The sequence below is a fragment of the Parapedobacter sp. 2B3 genome (assembly GCF_041925275.1).
GTDB lineage: Bacteria > Bacteroidota > Bacteroidia > Sphingobacteriales > Sphingobacteriaceae > Parapedobacter > Parapedobacter pyrenivorans_A.
In genome coordinates, this window is sequence record NZ_JBHEUZ010000007.1 from 176,172 (window position 1) to 192,358 (window position 16,187).

The following is a 16,187-nucleotide window of genomic DNA, read 5'->3' on the forward strand; positions in this document are numbered from 1 at the left end:
CCATCGATCAATTGTAGAATGCGACGGTGAGGGACAATAGCCCTCACCGCCACTTCATTTTCCAATTTAACATCAAGGCATAAACCAAGGTTTTTTAGTTTGGTCATCCGACCCTCCTGTAGCGCTCAACCAATTATCATGGTTGGAAGTGTTTTCGGCTATTGGGTAGGTGAGCCTATTTAAGTTCAATGCTTCGTTCGTCGGCGCTAAGGGCACTTGGGGAGTAGCATCACCGGTTCTGCGCTGCAATGTCCATGCATCAAAAGGCTGGTGAAAAAGTGAAATCCAATGCTGCTTATAGATCTGCGCCAGTGCTTCCGAGGGTGCTGCGCTATAGGCAACAGCCGGATTCGACAGCATCGTGAGCAGTTCTGCATCTGACGGCGCTGGAGCTGGCCTATTGACCGTCCACACCGAGGATCCGTTGGCCAATTTATACCAGAATTTAACGGAAGATGTAATTCCTTCATTATAGAATTGCTGGGCAGTGGCTGCATTGGCAGCTACACCACCGATTCCCCTGTTGTAAATTTCGGCTTTCAAAAAGCTAACTTCCGATCCTGTGATGAACAAATCTGGAAATGTCCTGTCATTGACATAGTATACGTTCAATGGAGAATACAAGTATTGGCCGGCGGGTTCCCAAGTAGTCAATCGAACCTCCGCATAAGGGTCGTTCCCGGCTCCGCCATTATCGGTCTCGGCAACGGTGTTGCTTGAAGGAGTTTGGGGGTATGGCTTCCATTCGCCGCTACTATTCGGTTCGAAGAAGATTTTTGCTCGTAAGTCGAAAATGCCCGACCCATCCACGGCATTGCTGCTAGACATCGCATTCCAGATGGTGGAACCCAACCGTACATACGCATTTCCCCTGAAAGAACCGCCCCTGTTTATTTCCATCGTAAGCCGAACGGGATCGATACCTAAATACTCGTCCGGTCCAAGGAGAGGTTGGTTCAATACTTCGGAAATAATTGCATCGGCCGCGGCCGCATTCTTTTCCCGCATAACCATCGCATACCGTAACCTCAGTGATTGCGCAAATTTAACCCACAATGAAAGGTCATCTTGTAACAGCGTTTCATACGAACCCAACGAAACCTGGTCCGATGCATCGGTTAAATTATCTGCGGCCCATTTCAAATCCGCCAGTGCTGCGGAAAAGATCGATTCCTGACCGTCATAGGCAGGTCGGTAATACGCTGCACCTAAAAACGATTTCCCAGCCTCCGAGTAAGGTATGTCGCCATATAATGTGGTCGTTTTTAGTGTTTTAAAAGCAATCAATGTAGTGAGCATTGCCTTGATGTTGGTATAGCTTTGTGGGTTGGGAGCTGCATCTATGAGTTCAATGGCTTTCCTAAAGTCGGCCAATGCAAAGTAATAGTTTTCCCAGATGCCACCCACCTGGTTGTCAAGCCTAAACCCAGATGCAGCATAGTTCGCCGCTAATTGTGTTCGTTGATAAAGGAAAGATGAAAATATCCCGCGACCACCTTCGAGCATGGAATTTGCGACACTGTTATATAGTTCTGGTATCTTAGCGCTATACACGCGATTATCCCAAGGCTCATTGATATCTCCGAAATCTCTTTCGCACGAGGATATGGTTAGTGAACAGGCCAGCACGAATGGCAACCCTATTCTTTTGATATATAATGATTTCATGTTTACTCTTAGTTAATAAGTTAGAACTGCGCTTTCAGACCAAATCCGAGCGATCGGATACTGGGCATGCCAGACCATTGCAAGCCTTGTCCATTTCCCGTTCCGTTGATAGCTTCCGGATTCAAGTGATCAGGTAAACTGGAATAGAGATAGAAAAGGTTTCTGCCTATCACGGACACTTGCAGGCCTTGGAAAACGCCTGAGCGTTGTATTATTTCTTTGGGGAGGTTGTATGATAGTGCGATTTCTCGCATTTTCACCCATGTGTTTTCAAATACGGAGAGACTCCTGGGCCTATTAAGATGGGTCCAACCGGTATAGGATCCCGCATATTTATAAATCGGATGGACGACACGGTCGTTCATTTTCCCATCATCCTCATTATAGCCCTCCATGATAACACCCACATTAGCGCTGGTGCCGTCTGGGAAGGTGTAGGGTAGGCCGCCTCCGTTTCTTTCAGCCAACGTCGCTGGCGAGATGCCACTACCCATGGCTGTCGAATGATCGAATGAATAAATATCGCCGCCGATTTTGAAGTCGACCATACCATACAGACTGAAATTTTTGTAACGGAATGTGTTCCCCAATCCACCGGTTAGTTTCGGGGCTGCATTGCCAATGGCCACAGGGTCTTGCGTAACCTTATAGAGTGTGCCATATACATTGCCATCCGCATCTTTCACATTGTAAAGGAGCTTGTTTCCGTTTTCATCCCGTTCGAAATCGGTACCGTAGATAGTGCCATAGGAATCGCCGGGTGTTACGCGCATAAAGACCCCGAGATTTCCGAATACGTCAGCGATCCGTAATTCACGTATACCTGGAGCCAAAGCAACCACCTTGTTCTGGTTTTTAGCACCATTCAGGGAAAGGCTCCAGCTAAAGTTTTGGTTTTGTATGACGGCGGCGTTGACAATAAACTCGATACCTTTGTTGGTTAACTCACCTGAATTGAAGGTAACGCCTTTCGCACCGGATGACGGTGCAATATCGGCGGATAAAATCTGGTTCTTTGACCGGATGCTGTAATACGTGAAATCGAGATTGATGCGGTCGTTGAGAAATCCTAAACTCGTGCCTATTTCGATGGATTGCGAGGTCTGGAATCCTAATTCTTCAGGGCTTAATGTTTCTGGGACGGAATTGGTCGGTGCACCGCCAAATGAACCGACATCGTACGTGAAGCCTAATTTGTATGGATCGGTCGCATTGGCACTTTCACCGTAGGCAAGACGTAGTTTTCCATAAGAAAGTGCTTTGCTATTCATATTCAGGGCATCCGTGAATACAAAGCTAAGACTCGCTGACGGGTAAAATGTAGAATTTTTGCTTTTGGTCAGTGTCGAATTGATATCGTTCCGGCCCGTAAGGTCCAAAAACAGGTAATCGTTGTAACTTAAATTCAGTATACCGAGTACCGATTGGGATTCTACATGGTATCGCCGTTCCGTTACCGAATAAAGATCGGGGTTTAAACGGTCTGTTGCAAGAATGTTTCCAAGCGAATAGATGCCGGGTACGATAAAAGTGCCGTCATTTACACCGATCATGCCGGTACCATTGTTTGAATACAGGTTAAACATCCCCGAAACACTTGCGTTAAATCCATCGGTAAACAGGTTGTCTTTGTGGGCAGTGACCATGATGTCCGTATTCATCAGTTTGTCCTTGTCGAGCTGCTTTTCATAACGGCCATCCGAAACTTTGTCGGGATTTGGAACGTTATTAATCGTCTCGAATTTGGATGAAATCAGATTGGCGGAGGTTCTTACAAACGCATTCAGCCAAGGAGTGATTTCGGCATTCAGTTTGACGGTTGAAATCAGCTCATCCCGGTTCAACGTACTGTTTTTCTCGTAGAAATGCCAGTATAGGTCGCGGCTGTATTCCTGTTGGGGATACGTCGATCCGAAATCGAATTTTGAGCCGTCTGGGTTTTTATAATATTGGTATTCCAATGGTTTATATTCCCTTGACATCCCATATACGGAAAACTTTCCCCAAGAATTATTGGTCCCTATTTCCGGCGTATTTAACCGGTTACTTTGATTGTAGGCTACGTTGATTTCGGCACTAAGGGCTTTGGATATCTTCAGGTTTGACCCCAACGCAATATTGGTGTTGTTATTCGTCGTGTTGGGTACCACAGCAGTGCCATCTGTCCTTGAAGCAGAAAGCCGAACCGTCCCATAATCTCCGCCTGCAGAAAAGGCCACGTTGTGTGTGGTTTCATTGCCTTGCCGGTAGTAACTCATCCGGTTGTCGGGTTGCGGCGAATAAGGCCGTAATTCCCCGTCCCACCAACGTACCATCTGTCCATCAAGCCGTGGGCCCCAAGAAGAACTGGCACCAAACCAACTGAATATATCCCATGTGTTGAAGCCGCCGGGTATCGTACTATGATAGCCACCGATACCTGAACCGCCGCTGCCTAAACTGGAACCGCCGTAAAGGGTCGGAAGGTAATATTCGCCGGAGGCTGTTTTGGGCAATTCAGGGTTTGCCGTCCACAGGCCCGCGGCGAATCCGCCGCCGTATTCGTTCTGTACATCTTGAAACCGGAATACGTTTGTGAAATTACTGGTTACATTGTAGCTTAATCCCAGTCCCTCTTGCCGGGTGCCTTTTTTGCTGGTGATAAGGATGACACCATTTGCCCCCCGTGCGCCATATAATGCTGCGGCATTCGGGCCTTTAAGTACGGATACACTTTCGATGTTGTCCATGTTGAGGTAGCTTAGGTAGTTTCCCCAGTCCCTGATCCCATCGGTAACCTCAATGTTGGATTGGGCAACGGGACGATTGTCAATGATCGCTCCGTCAACTACGATCAGTGGTTGGTTGTTGCCCGTAACGGAGTTGTTGCCTCGAATCACAATTCGAGAGGAAGCATTGTTTAAGCCGTTGCTGGTAGCGATGTTGAGACCAGCTACTTTGCCTGTAAGCCCTTGGGCAACATCGGCAGGTGCAGTAACGGTGATGTCCTCTGCCTTCACTTGTTGTACGGCATAGCCGATCGATTTCTTGTCCCTTTTTACACCGAGGGCCGTCACCACCACTTCACCAATTTCGCCGGTGGTCACTTCCAAAGTAACATTGATGGTGTTGGATGCACCCACGGGGACGGATTGCGAGACATACCCCAGCGCACTGAATTGGAGGGTTTCTCCTGTGGAGGCGTCAATCGAATAATGCCCAGCGGCATCGGTTTGTGTGCCGCGGTTGGTACCCTGTACCTGTATCGTTACCCCCTCAATGGGGCCGTTGGCATCCACTACGGTTCCGGTAATGGATGTCTGTGCATGAACACCTAGGACTGCATTTAGCAATACGAAGGCCATCACACAACATTTCATGTACAAATTTCTCATGTTGTAAATTGATTAAAATCCATAATTTGATTGACTGATTTATTGATTGAATTGAAGAAAGTGTTATTGACAATTGTCGAATAACTAAAGTTAACTGTGTGTGTCTATGTGCATGTGTTTGTGGTAAGTTTTTAGTTGAAAATTTTGTTAGTTGTCGTTAAAAAGGTTATTCTTTTAAATGGCTGTTTTCTACCACTAGGCTAGCAGCCCCGAGTAGCTCGGCTTGATATCCCAGTTTTGACACCACCATCGACGTATTCTCTACCAGCTTAGGTATGCAGAACTCGTTGATGGCCCGTTGCACCGGCGTCAATAGCAGCTTTCCGATGGCCGCCCCTCTGCCGCTTAGAACGATGCGTTCGGGGTTCATGATGTGGATCAGGGTGGCAATACCTTTGCCCATCATGAATGCGGCATCGGAAATAGCCGTGATAGCCAGTTGATCACCCTTGCGGGCCGCATCGATCAAGTGGTCCCCTTCGGATTTGGTGGGCGCAGCAAACAGCTGCTGCAGGCTCGAGGTGGTGCCTTCGGCTATCGCCTGCTTCGCATTTTCAACAGCGACGAGCAGCGAGGCGTCCACTTCCATGCAGCCCCGCTTGCCGCACGAGCAAAGCTTGTTGCTGTGTGAAAGCGGGATGTGGCTGAATTCGCCGGCGTAACCGTTATGCCCCCTAAAAAGGCTTCCATTCACAATCATACCCAGCCCGATTCCCCAACCCATGTTCACAACCATTACGTCTCGCATACCTTTTGCTGCCCCGAAATTCAGCTCCGCGATGGCAATGGCACTGGAATCATTTTCGATATATACCGGCAGACCGAGCCGTTGGATCAGACGGTCCCGTAGGCCCAAATGGTCATCGTCCGTGAAAAAGGATGCATTCACCCCCTTCTCTATATCGATAAACCCCGGCATGGCAATGCCAACCCCTATGATGCTTTCGCGCTTTACATTGGCAGCGGCGATATACCGGTCGATGGCCGTGCATAATTGCTGGAAAGCATCAGGGTTGTCTTGCAGTGGTAAGGAGAAGGCCGTTTCGGGATAGACCGCCTCATTGGCTAAGTTGTAAACGACCACCCGCGTGATGAACTGATCCATCGCAACGGCAATGGAATACACCTTGACTTTTTTATTGAGCCGATACGTCACTGCGCGCCGCCCTCCGGTGGATGGCGCCAAACCATGCTCTATGGCATAGCCATCTTTCAGCAGTCCGCCCATAACGCTGGTGATGTTGGGTACGCTCTTATTTGTATGCATACTCAATTCGGCAACGGACAGTGCTCCATTGTAATAGAGCAACTTGAATATAGCTTTCTTTAAGTGGTCCTGACGAAGCTTCACCGTGTTGTAATTGGTTATAATGTAATAACTAATGCAAACTTAATAAAATATCACCCTAGTTTTATAAAACTTATTAAAATAAAATATTAAGATAATGCTAATGATTGATTATCAGTTCATTTATTTTGATTTATTGGCTTTCAGTTGGATGGATTGGCAGAATTTTATAGACCGGCAGTGCGTTTGTCAACCGATTTGACTACTTTTACTCCCCTTGAGATAACTCATAACCAATCAAAAGCTTATCCAGTTTGAAATCGGATTGCCTATGGAGCAGGATAGTATACAGCGATTTTCAGATCGTGCCGAGAACTACGATAAGTATCGGCCGGGTTATCCGCAGGCACTCTTCGAATTTTTCCATGGAGCTGTATCGATCACCCCCGACTCGGTTATTGCCGACATAGCCGCAGGTACAGGTATTTTCACGGAGCAGGTTGCCAAGTGGGGCAATCGGATTTACGTGGTAGAGCCCAACCCCTATATGCGCAGTATGGCACACCGGCGGTTGGAAGGGTGCAAGCGCTGTGTATTCCTGGATGGTACCGCCGAAGCGAGCGGGTTGCCCGACAGCTCGATTGACCTGTTCGTCTCTGCACAGGCTTTTCACTGGTTCGACCTGGCAAAGACACGTGTGGAGTTTGAGCGGGCGGGCCGTAATGCGCCTTACGTGGCCATTGTGTGGAACCTGCGGAATACACGTAGCGCTTTTGAAGCTAGCTACGAGGCATTTATCCGTACATACGCATCCGACTATCTCCAGGTAAGCCAACGGAAGATGGATACCGTAGAAGTCCGTTCCTTTTTTGCTCCATTGCGGCCAAGGTATCGTGTTTTTGGACATATCGATTCACTGACCTATCCGCAATTGCTCGGCCGAACACTTTCGTATTCATTCCTGCCGGATGAGACCTCATCCGTGTTGCCCGAAATGACGGCAGCGCTGGAAGCGTTGTTCCGGAAACACCAGCGGAAAGGGAAGGTGCGGCTGTCGTATAAAACGCGGTTGTTTGTAGGGCAGATTTGATTTGAAGATGTGATGTTCAATTATCAATTATCCATTATGGCAAAGCGTTATTATTCGCTTGATGTATTCCGCGGGGCTACGGTCGCATTGATGATCCTGGTAAACAACCCCGGTAGTTGGTCCCATCTTTTTTCGCCATTGGGCCACGCTGAGTGGCATGGGCTTACCCCTACGGATTTGGTGTTTCCCTTCTTCCTGTTTGCCGTAGGCAACGCGATGGCTTTTGTGATGCCGCGTCTCCAGGAAGCAGGCGGTGCCGCGTTTTGGAAAAAGGTGTTGAAGAGGACAGTATTGATTTTCGGTATCGGACTGTTGCTCAACTGGTGGCCTTTTGTGCGCTGGGAGGGAGATGTCTTGGCCTTCAAACATTGGGTTGACCCCGATGATCCGGAGCGGGGTATCCGCATTTTCGGTGTGTTGCAGCGCATCGCGCTGGCCTACTGTTTTGCTTCCATCGTCGTGTACTACCTTAAGGAAAAGTGGGTCATCATCGTTTCGGCTATTTTGTTGCTTGGGTATTGGTTGCTGTGTGTGGTGTTCGGCGGTAGCGATCCGTATAGTTTGGCGGGCTGGTTCGGTACGGCGGTTGACAAGAACGTGCTAGGGGTCGCCCATCTATACCGGGGCGAGGGTGTTCCGTTCGATCCCGAAGGGTTGATGAGCACATTGCCAGCTATTGTGCAGGTGGTGGTGGGTTACCTCACGGGACGATACATCCGTGAGCAGGGTCAGGTGAGCTGGCTGTGGCCGCGGCTGCAGGCGTCGGTCGAACCGCACTTTAAAATGCTGGCCGGCTTGTTAGTCGTAGCGGCGTTGCTGGCCTTACTGGGCTTGTTTTGGGGCTTGGAGTTCCCAATCAACAAGAAAATATGGACGAGCTCATATGTGCTCTACACGAGCGGGCTTGCGCTATTCACCATCGGGGTAATGATCTGGTTTATTGAGGTGCTGGGTATGCGGAATTGGCTGACCCGCTTTTTCGATGTGTTCGGGAAGAACCCATTATTTATTTTCGTGCTGAGCGGCGTATTGCCTCGGTTGTTGGGGCTGATCCGCATCCCGATGGGTGTCGACGATTCGGGCGGAACGCGTTACACCACGCCCCTCCGGTGGTTTTACACCGAGGTGTGTGCGCACGTACCCGGACCGCCCGAAGTAGGGTCATTCTGTTACGCGCTGGCATTTTTAGCTCTTTGCTGGGGGATCTGTTACGTATTGGATAGGAACAAGGTTTATATTAAGGTGTAAGCACTTCGGTCGGTTCTCGGTCGTGTACCGGTAGTTTTTTGCCTCGATAATACCTGCCCAATACCCACGGCGTACCACGGCAACAGATGGTAGGCACGTTGGCCGCATCTTCTCCGATGCTTTTCCGGTGTAGCACCGAAGGAGCACCGGAAGATGAGCGAACAGCGGATGGGTGTGTTGCTCAGCCGTTGGCTTGAACGTTTGTGAGCATTCCTCACCAGTGAAAAAGCTGAATGTGGGTGAATTTTGCTGTCATTTGTCTGTGTAGTGCCCCATAACGATACTTACTCACGATGACGCTGAGCGGTAGGTGTTTTTGCGGCTCTTCTATTACTGCCCCGAGGAGACCATTGTTGCCACGACTTGTACCCACATGATAAGTAGCCCATATGTAGGTAATATGTAGCCCTATAAGAGGTACACTATAGGTACATATTACCTACGGATGACGTACGGAATAGGTGGGTAAATGACGGCTTCGTAGCGGGCCGCAGTGCATCAGGTCCACCAAGGGAAGTCCAAAGGAACACGTGGGCACAAAGGGACAATAGCGACATCTGATATAAACTTGTCCGCATGATGCCCGAACATTGTGAATATGTTTTTATGAGACGCGACAGTTTGATACCGAATGACTATCTGAATTTGTTAGAGGATTGATGTGTCTACCAATATCAGACCTGCCGGTAGTGCCGCCATCGGTTTATTCTTTGCCTATTGCTTTCAATCGTCTCAAGCTGTTTTTTTGTAGCGACCGGCCCCTTCAGCAATAGTAATTCCAAACCCTCGGATTTGACGGTGTTAGTTTTCCGGTCGATTTCGGACCTCAATTTCTGTAGTTGGTTTGATGGCAATGCTTTGACCAGTTTGACCGACTCTTCAAAACCGATATCTATTTGTGCTTGCATAATGTCAAATACAAAAAAAATTAGATTCAAACGTCATTCAATTTAACCCTGTGATGTCTATCCTCAGGCGGCGGCTCCATCTGACATCTAATGTCTCAAAACCTTAAATCTTTCAAAATGGGGTCTGTAACACCCCCCAAAAAAAGCAGTGGATTGACTTGGCAGATATATAGTTGCACATACCTTTCTAAATGGATCTGTAACACCATTCGTTGGAGACCTCGCCAGAGCTTAACGGTTGCACATACCTTTCAAATTAGGGTTGGTGATATTAGATAGAGACCTAGCGTCTTTATATGGGGTGTTGCATATACCTTTCAAACTAACTCCCTTTTGCCCGGAGCAATGATGAAAGGAGCAAAGAATAAAGACTACGCATTTAGAAAGGTGCAAGTCAGCCCTTCGCGCAATCACATCGCATAAGACCTGCGTCAGTTTGAAGTCTGTAATACCAAAACCGAATTATAATACGGCGGATCGCAAGTTGCATATACCTTTCAAAATGGAGTTGGTATCACCCTGGCGCCGTCCCTGACAAACTCCTTTCCGAGTTGCATATCTTTCAAATTTTTTCGCTCACGTCCGAGAATATGAGAACCACGTTACATATACCTTTCAAATTTGAGGTTAGTAACACACGTCACGGACATTCATAAAGGAACATTCTTGTTGCGTACACCTTTCAAAATGGGGTTAGTACCCCCCACAGCTATCTAGTTGAGGAAAACGGTCAAGGTTGTACATACTTCTCAAAATGAGGTTAGTAATACCGTTACCGCCGCAGGGTACGCTGGCGCTGACACTGCATATACCTTTCAAAATGGGTTAGTAACACCAACGATTGAAGAATTATTCACTCACAAACGTTGCAAATACCTTTCAAGATGGGGTTAGTGACATTCTATTCAGGGGGTGCATATGACGTTCTTTAGTTGCATATGCCTTTCAAAATGATGCCTTCTTGCTGAACAAGGATGAAAGGAGCAAGAACAAAGGACAGCGGCCACCTTTCAAATCCGTCAAACCAAACAAAATCCGCGTCAATCAGCCCAATCCGCGTCATCCGCGTTCCAATAAGCTCGTAATAAATAAAAAAGTATTCAGTGAGTGCCAATCTGGCCTCACTCTATGGCTGTACAAGCAGCCTCAAAAATTTCAAAGAACTATCTTAGTTGTAAGTCATCAGTCAACTCGCCACTTACTCCTCAATCACATTAATCCCGGCCTTCTTCGCCTTGTAGGCAATTTTTTCCTTCAATCCGTAGTAACTCCAATTGCGTAGCAGAAACTCCTCGTCCTTGGCCACTTCTTCTTTTTGCTGCTGGTTCACCAATAGCAGCGTTCCCGCCTCCGACTTCACGCACAGGTCAATCAGCCGCCGGCTGTAGAGGTGCAGCCGACTGTCTACATATTGCTTTTCCTTTGCGTCCCAGTCGTCCAGGCTTTTCAGCTTGCGCTGGCGGCCCTTACCGGGCCGGTTGTATGTAGACCCGCGTTGCAAGCGGTGCCGCGCAGCCTGTATCGCCAACCGACGATGCAGGAACTCCTCCTTGTTGCCGATCTGGAACTGTGCTTTCCCCACATTCACCACAATGGGATGCTCGATGGAGAGCGATGCCTCGGCAATGACCGAGTCCTTCAGCTGATGCGCATCGCGCTCCATCTCAAACGCCGCTAGCAGGTACAGCTTGCCCTTGTCTATTTTCAGCGAACTGGCGCAGAGTTTCAACGTACCCGCGATGTTGCGCTGTATGAGCACGCGCTTATCCGTTTTGTCCTTGCCGAGGTAGGTCTTGAACGGGATTTTGAACAGTGTGAACCGGAATTCGCGGTGCTTTTCGTCGGCCACGAATTTCAGCGACTTGCCCGAAAAGGGCAGCGGAATGCTACGCTTGTAGTTGCGCAGTGATTTCTCGCCCTTCCAGTAGGCCGTGCGCTCGGCACTGTACACGCTGGTCAATGAATTATTCAGGTTGGAAAAGATTTCCGAAGGCATCTTACCCAGCAGCTTGCTGGACAGCACGCGGTAGGTGGTATTCATCCGCGAGGTATTCAGGATGCCATCCCCATCCTTGGCGCGGTCGGCCAGCTTCACCTTCACCTCGTCGGTAAAGTAAATCAGGTCTTTCACTCGATCCTGCACATACAGGTTCGTAAAAATGAGGTTGGCCGCCTGGAAAGCCAGGAACTGCCATTCATACAGCTGCTTATAGTGGGCATCTTTTTGCGCTTTGTCTTCGCAGTCCACGTACACCTGTATTTTCCGCGTCAGGATGATGGTTTTCTTTTCCATGGTTCAGGCCGATTGTTTCGCTTTATTGATGACCGCATACGCCTGCACGAACAGCGACTTTACCCGTGTGTCGTCGAGTTGCAGCGCCGCGGCGATTTCCTCAAAGGAATATTGCAGGTCGTACCGCATGGCCAGCACCTGCGCCTGCTCTTCGGTGAGCATGCCTTCGGCGATAAGTGGCTTGGTGCGTGTGGCGCCATCCAACTTGGTCGTATCCGCAAGGGCAGCTTTCAGGTTGGCAATGCATTGCTCCACGCGCTGGGCCACCTCGTAGTCCGAGATGCCGCCGAGATGATACGCTATCCGTTCGTAGTTGAAGCTGTACCGCAGGCACAGCCGGAGGAATAGCTGCTGCTGCTCGGTCAGGTTGGGCAGCAGCCGGTTTACCTGCTCCAACTGCCGTTGTTTTTCCGCTTCCAACTGTTCAAGGTATACGGTGTCCTCCTCGGCTTCGTCCTCCGGTTCGTAGCCCAGCATAAACTCCTGGAAATCCTCGATACCATCCAGTCGCAACATGCTGCGGTGGAAACGGTTGAGGCTCTTCCGGTAGTAGGCCATGCCCGCTTCGCGGAGTTGCTGGCCGAGGAACTCATGCAGGTGGGCCACATCGCGTATATTATCACGCATGAGCCACAGGCGGAGAAACCCTTCCTGTGCAATGGCATTGCCCACTACGTCGTCCTTGACGAACCGCTCGGCTCGCCATGCGTAGTGGCCGTAATAAGCGTGATAGAAATAGTTCAGCCCGGTTTCGTCGCCGGCCTTGAGCCGATGGAATGCCTCGGTAGCTTTTTTTGGTGTTTGGTAATTGGTTTTCCGCATAATCCGGTCTTGGGTTTGAAAATTTTGATAATACCTCCCCCTGGCAATATAGCATTACAATGGAGGGATTAGGCCACCCGATGTTTCCGGGCAGTTGAACGGGTTAAAGGGAGTCTATTCAGGCGAACACTTTACAGTGGCCAACAGCCTCCGGAAGTGACGGTGCGGTCTTGATGTGTAGTCTGGTTGCTTTTCCACGATCTTTTATAATTTGGTTCCCTTTGGTGAAACAAAGGTAAGTGTTTTGTTTTTATTAAACAAATATGTTTAGTATGAATTTCAAACATTTCCCTTGTTTGCCGCATGGCAATAGATATTCAAACATTCAAAACCCAGTTGGGCCAGCGTATCCGGGTACTCAGGGAACGCCGTGGGCTTACGCAGATGGAATTGGGGGCGTTGATCGATAAAGATTTCCAAGCCATCAGCCGGATGGAAAAGGGACGGGTGAATCCATCGGCCTATCAGATATACGTGCTTGCAGAAGCACTTCATGCGCCGGTTACAGATTTTTTTGAGTTTACCTAATCAACTTCATCGTATAGGTGAGGATGAAGAAGTAGGGCTTAAAAAGATAGGGAGCAAAGCGCAAATGGCAAAAAAAGCAAGGCCAACTTGCACCGTAATGAAAATTGGTGTACCTTTGCGGCCGTTAATTTATTTTCTATTATTTACGCTTTAATATTATTCAAGTAATGTATTTAAGTAAAGAGTACAAGGCGGATATTTTCGCCGAATTTGCAGGAAACACAAACAACACCGGTTCTGCGGAAGGGCAGGTGGCTTTGTTTACCAAGCGGATTGCCCACCTCACGGGGCATTTGAAGTCGAACCGTAAAGATTTCGCGACCCAGCGGTCCTTACAGAAGCTGGTGGGTAAGCGCCGGGCTTTGTTGAAATACCTTTTCCACAAGGACATCACACGCTACCGCGCCATCATCAAGGCATTGGGTCTGCGCGACATCATCAAATAAGTTCAGGTAAAATCCTTATCAGGCCATCTGCCATCGGCGGATGGCTTTTTTTGTTTAGCAACTTCCTAAGGGAACGGCATGGCCTTTATTCGCGCTTCGCGGGATATGCCGCGGATAAACAGCGGTGTGTAAGCTGATTAATACTTGCATATACAGTACCGTTTGTCTACTTTTGCACGCAAAGTAAAAGTCTATAGAACATGGTGTGCCGCCCAAAGACGAATAGCACACCGAATCGAAACAACAAATGAGTTACAACGAAATCAAAACAACGATCGATATCGGCGCAGGTCGCGAAATCGAGATCTCCACCGGCAAGATGGCCAAGCAGGCAGACGGATCGGTGGTGGTCAAGCAGGGAAAAACCATGCTGTTGGCCACAGTGGTTTCTGCACAGGAACCTAAACCCGGAGCGGACTTCTTGCCGCTTTCGGTGGATTACCAAGAGAAATATGCGTCGACGGGACGGATTCCCGGCGGTTTTCTGCGCCGTGAAGCCCGCCTGTCGGACTATGAAATCCTTATCTCACGGCTGGTCGACCGTGCTTTGCGCCCCTTGTTTCCCGAAGACTACCACGCCGATACACAAGTGATGATATCGCTGATATCGGCCGACAAGGACATCATGCCCGATGCGCTGGCCGGATTGGCAGCATCGGCGGCCATCGCGGTATCCGATATCCCCTTTAACGGGCCGATTTCGGAAGTACGCGTCGCCAAGATCGACGGCCAACTGGTCATCAATCCTTTGCTGAGCGAACTTGAAAACGCTACACTCGAGTTTATCGTCGCCGGATCGGCCAACGACATCGTGATGGTGGAAGGGGAAGCCAAGGAAATTTCGGAAGCGGAAATGGTGGAAGCCATCGACTTTGCCCACCAAACCATCAAGAAGCAGGTACAGGCACAGGTTGAACTGGCTCAGTTAGTAGGAAAAACAACCAAACGGGTATATAGCCACGAGCCCAGCAATCCGGAATTGCGCGACCAGGTGTTCGCGGCTACGTATGATCAAGTGTATGCAGTAGCGAAATCCGCTTCGGCCAAACACGAACGGAGTGAACAGTTCAAACAAATCGGCAGCGCGTTTGTAGAGGCTGCCTTTGGCGATGCGGAGCTTGATGACGATACCGCATTCCTGGTGAAGAAGTATTACCACGAGGTGCAGTACGACGCGATACGTAACTTGATACTGGACGAAGGTATCCGGCTTGACGGCCGTGACGTCCGCACGGTACGCCCTATATGGAGTGAAGTTGACTACCTACCTGCAGCACACGGCTCAGCGGTGTTCACCCGTGGCGAAACCCAATCCCTCACGTCGGTGACACTCGGTGCGAAAGACGATGAGCAAATGATTGATGGAGCGTTTATCCATGGCTATAATAAATTCCTCCTGCATTATAATTTCCCTGCTTTTTCGGTAGGTGAAGTACGGCCCAACCGGGGTCCCGGCCGCCGCGAGGTAGGCCACGGTAACTTGGCCATGCGTTCCTTGAAGCAGGTATTGCCCACGGGCGATGACAACCCATACACCATCCGGGTGGTATCTGATATCCTCGAGTCGAACGGTTCGTCGTCCATGGCAACTGTTTGTGCCGGTGCATTGGCACTGATGGATGCGGGAGTGAAGATCAAAGCACCCGTATCGGGCATTGCAATGGGCTTGATTACCGACGAGAAGAGTGGTAAATACGCGATATTGAGCGATATCTTGGGCGATGAGGATCACCTGGGTGATATGGACTTCAAAGTGACCGGTACCGAGAAAGGTATCGTGGGCTGCCAGATGGACTTGAAAATCAACGGCCTTAAGTGGGAAGTACTTACACAGGCGTTGGAGCAGGCGAAGGAAGCACGGTTGCATATCCTCAATGAGATGAAGAAAACGCTCGCCGAACCGCGTGTCGATTACAAACCGCATGCACCCCGCATCATCAGCTTCTCAATCGATAAGGAATTTATCGGTGCGGTGATCGGGCCAGGTGGTAAAATCATCCAGGAGATGCAGCGCGAGACCGGAGCCACCATTTCAATCGATGAGGTTGACAATAGAGGGGTGGTACAGGTGTTTGCAGATGACAAGGCTTCTATCGATGAGGCCGTACGGCGTATCCGGGCCATTGCCGCCAAACCTGAAGTGGGTGAAGTGTATGAAGGCAAAGTGAAATCGATCATGCCGTTTGGTGCTTTCATCGAAATCATCCCCGGAAAAGACGGCTTGCTCCATATCTCCGAAATCGACTGGAAGCGGTTCGAGAACATGGACGGTATCTTCAATGTGGGCGATATCGTGAAGGTGAAGCTACTGGATATCGATAAGCAAGGCAAGCTGAAACTATCCCGCAAGGCGTTGCTCCCAAGGCCTGAACGGAACGAGGCTTAATTCTATAGTTGATTGTTATTAGTCGTAAGTCGATAGTCTGCTTACGTAATTGGGAAAAGCCGTCCCGCCTCAGGCGGGGACGGCTTTTATTTTTACTGGCAAAAGGCTCCACACCCAAGATTGGGATACAGGACGT

The 16,187-nt window shown here is 49.3% G+C and carries 11 protein-coding genes; 5 read left to right on the forward strand and 6 right to left on the reverse strand.

The window, feature by feature from the left end:
* Window positions 1–72 precede the first annotated feature (72 nt).
* From ACEVG1_RS10100 to ACEVG1_RS10110, 3 genes are all read right to left on the reverse strand, one after another.
* Entirely contained in the window at window positions 73–1,668 is a 1,596-nt protein-coding gene (locus ACEVG1_RS10100; RefSeq protein WP_374743537.1) for a SusD/RagB family nutrient-binding outer membrane lipoprotein, read from the reverse strand.
* Window positions 1,669–1,688: 20 nt separating this feature from the next.
* Window positions 1,689–5,042 (reverse strand): SusC/RagA family TonB-linked outer membrane protein, encoded by a 3,354-nt coding sequence (locus ACEVG1_RS10105; RefSeq protein ID WP_374743538.1) that lies wholly within the window; start codon window positions 5,040–5,042, stop codon window positions 1,689–1,691.
* A gap of 166 nt (window positions 5,043–5,208) precedes the next feature.
* Entirely contained in the window at window positions 5,209–6,393 is a 1,185-nt protein-coding gene (locus tag ACEVG1_RS10110) for an ROK family protein (protein WP_374743539.1), read from the reverse strand.
* A 268-nt stretch (window positions 6,394–6,661) separates the two neighbouring features.
* On the opposite strand from ACEVG1_RS10110, the gene ACEVG1_RS10115 reads away from it, so the two are divergent.
* Both ACEVG1_RS10115 and ACEVG1_RS10120 read left to right on the forward strand, forming a co-directional pair.
* Entirely contained in the window at window positions 6,662–7,420 is a 759-nt protein-coding gene (locus tag ACEVG1_RS10115) for a class I SAM-dependent methyltransferase (protein WP_374743540.1), read from the forward strand.
* 36 nt (window positions 7,421–7,456) lie between these two features.
* Entirely contained in the window at window positions 7,457–8,668 is a 1,212-nt protein-coding gene (locus ACEVG1_RS10120; RefSeq protein ID WP_374743541.1) for an acyltransferase family protein, read from the forward strand.
* A 674-nt stretch (window positions 8,669–9,342) separates the two neighbouring features.
* Here ACEVG1_RS10120 and ACEVG1_RS10125 read toward each other — a convergent pair.
* The 3 genes from ACEVG1_RS10125 to ACEVG1_RS10135 form a co-directional block, all read right to left on the reverse strand.
* Window positions 9,343–9,576: a hypothetical protein gene (locus tag ACEVG1_RS10125; RefSeq protein ID WP_374743542.1), complete on the reverse strand. Its 234-nt coding sequence runs from the start codon at window positions 9,574–9,576 to the stop codon at window positions 9,343–9,345.
* 1,198 nt (window positions 9,577–10,774) lie between these two features.
* Window positions 10,775–11,869, reverse strand: a complete 1,095-nt coding sequence (locus tag ACEVG1_RS10130; protein ID WP_374743543.1) for a hypothetical protein — start codon at window positions 11,867–11,869, stop codon at window positions 10,775–10,777.
* A gap of 3 nt (window positions 11,870–11,872) precedes the next feature.
* A complete protein-coding gene (locus ACEVG1_RS10135; protein ID WP_374743544.1) occupies window positions 11,873–12,691 on the reverse strand; it encodes a sigma-70 family RNA polymerase sigma factor in 819 nt (272 codons plus the stop codon).
* Between the two features lie 303 nt (window positions 12,692–12,994).
* Here ACEVG1_RS10135 and ACEVG1_RS10140 point away from each other — a divergent pair, with 303 nt between their 5' ends.
* The 3 genes from ACEVG1_RS10140 to pnp all read left to right on the forward strand — a co-directional run bounded on the left by ACEVG1_RS10140 (window position 12,995) and on the right by pnp (window position 16,051).
* On the forward strand, window positions 12,995–13,219 hold the full coding sequence (locus ACEVG1_RS10140; protein ID WP_374743545.1) for a helix-turn-helix domain-containing protein: 225 nt from the start codon (window positions 12,995–12,997) through the stop codon (window positions 13,217–13,219).
* A gap of 167 nt (window positions 13,220–13,386) precedes the next feature.
* On the forward strand, window positions 13,387–13,665 hold the full coding sequence (rpsO, locus tag ACEVG1_RS10145) for a 30S ribosomal protein S15 (protein ID WP_374743546.1): 279 nt from the start codon (window positions 13,387–13,389) through the stop codon (window positions 13,663–13,665).
* Between the two features lie 247 nt (window positions 13,666–13,912).
* Window positions 13,913–16,051: a polyribonucleotide nucleotidyltransferase gene (gene pnp, locus ACEVG1_RS10150; protein ID WP_374743547.1), complete on the forward strand. Its 2,139-nt coding sequence runs from the start codon at window positions 13,913–13,915 to the stop codon at window positions 16,049–16,051.
* The last annotated feature ends 136 nt before the right edge of the window (window positions 16,052–16,187 follow it).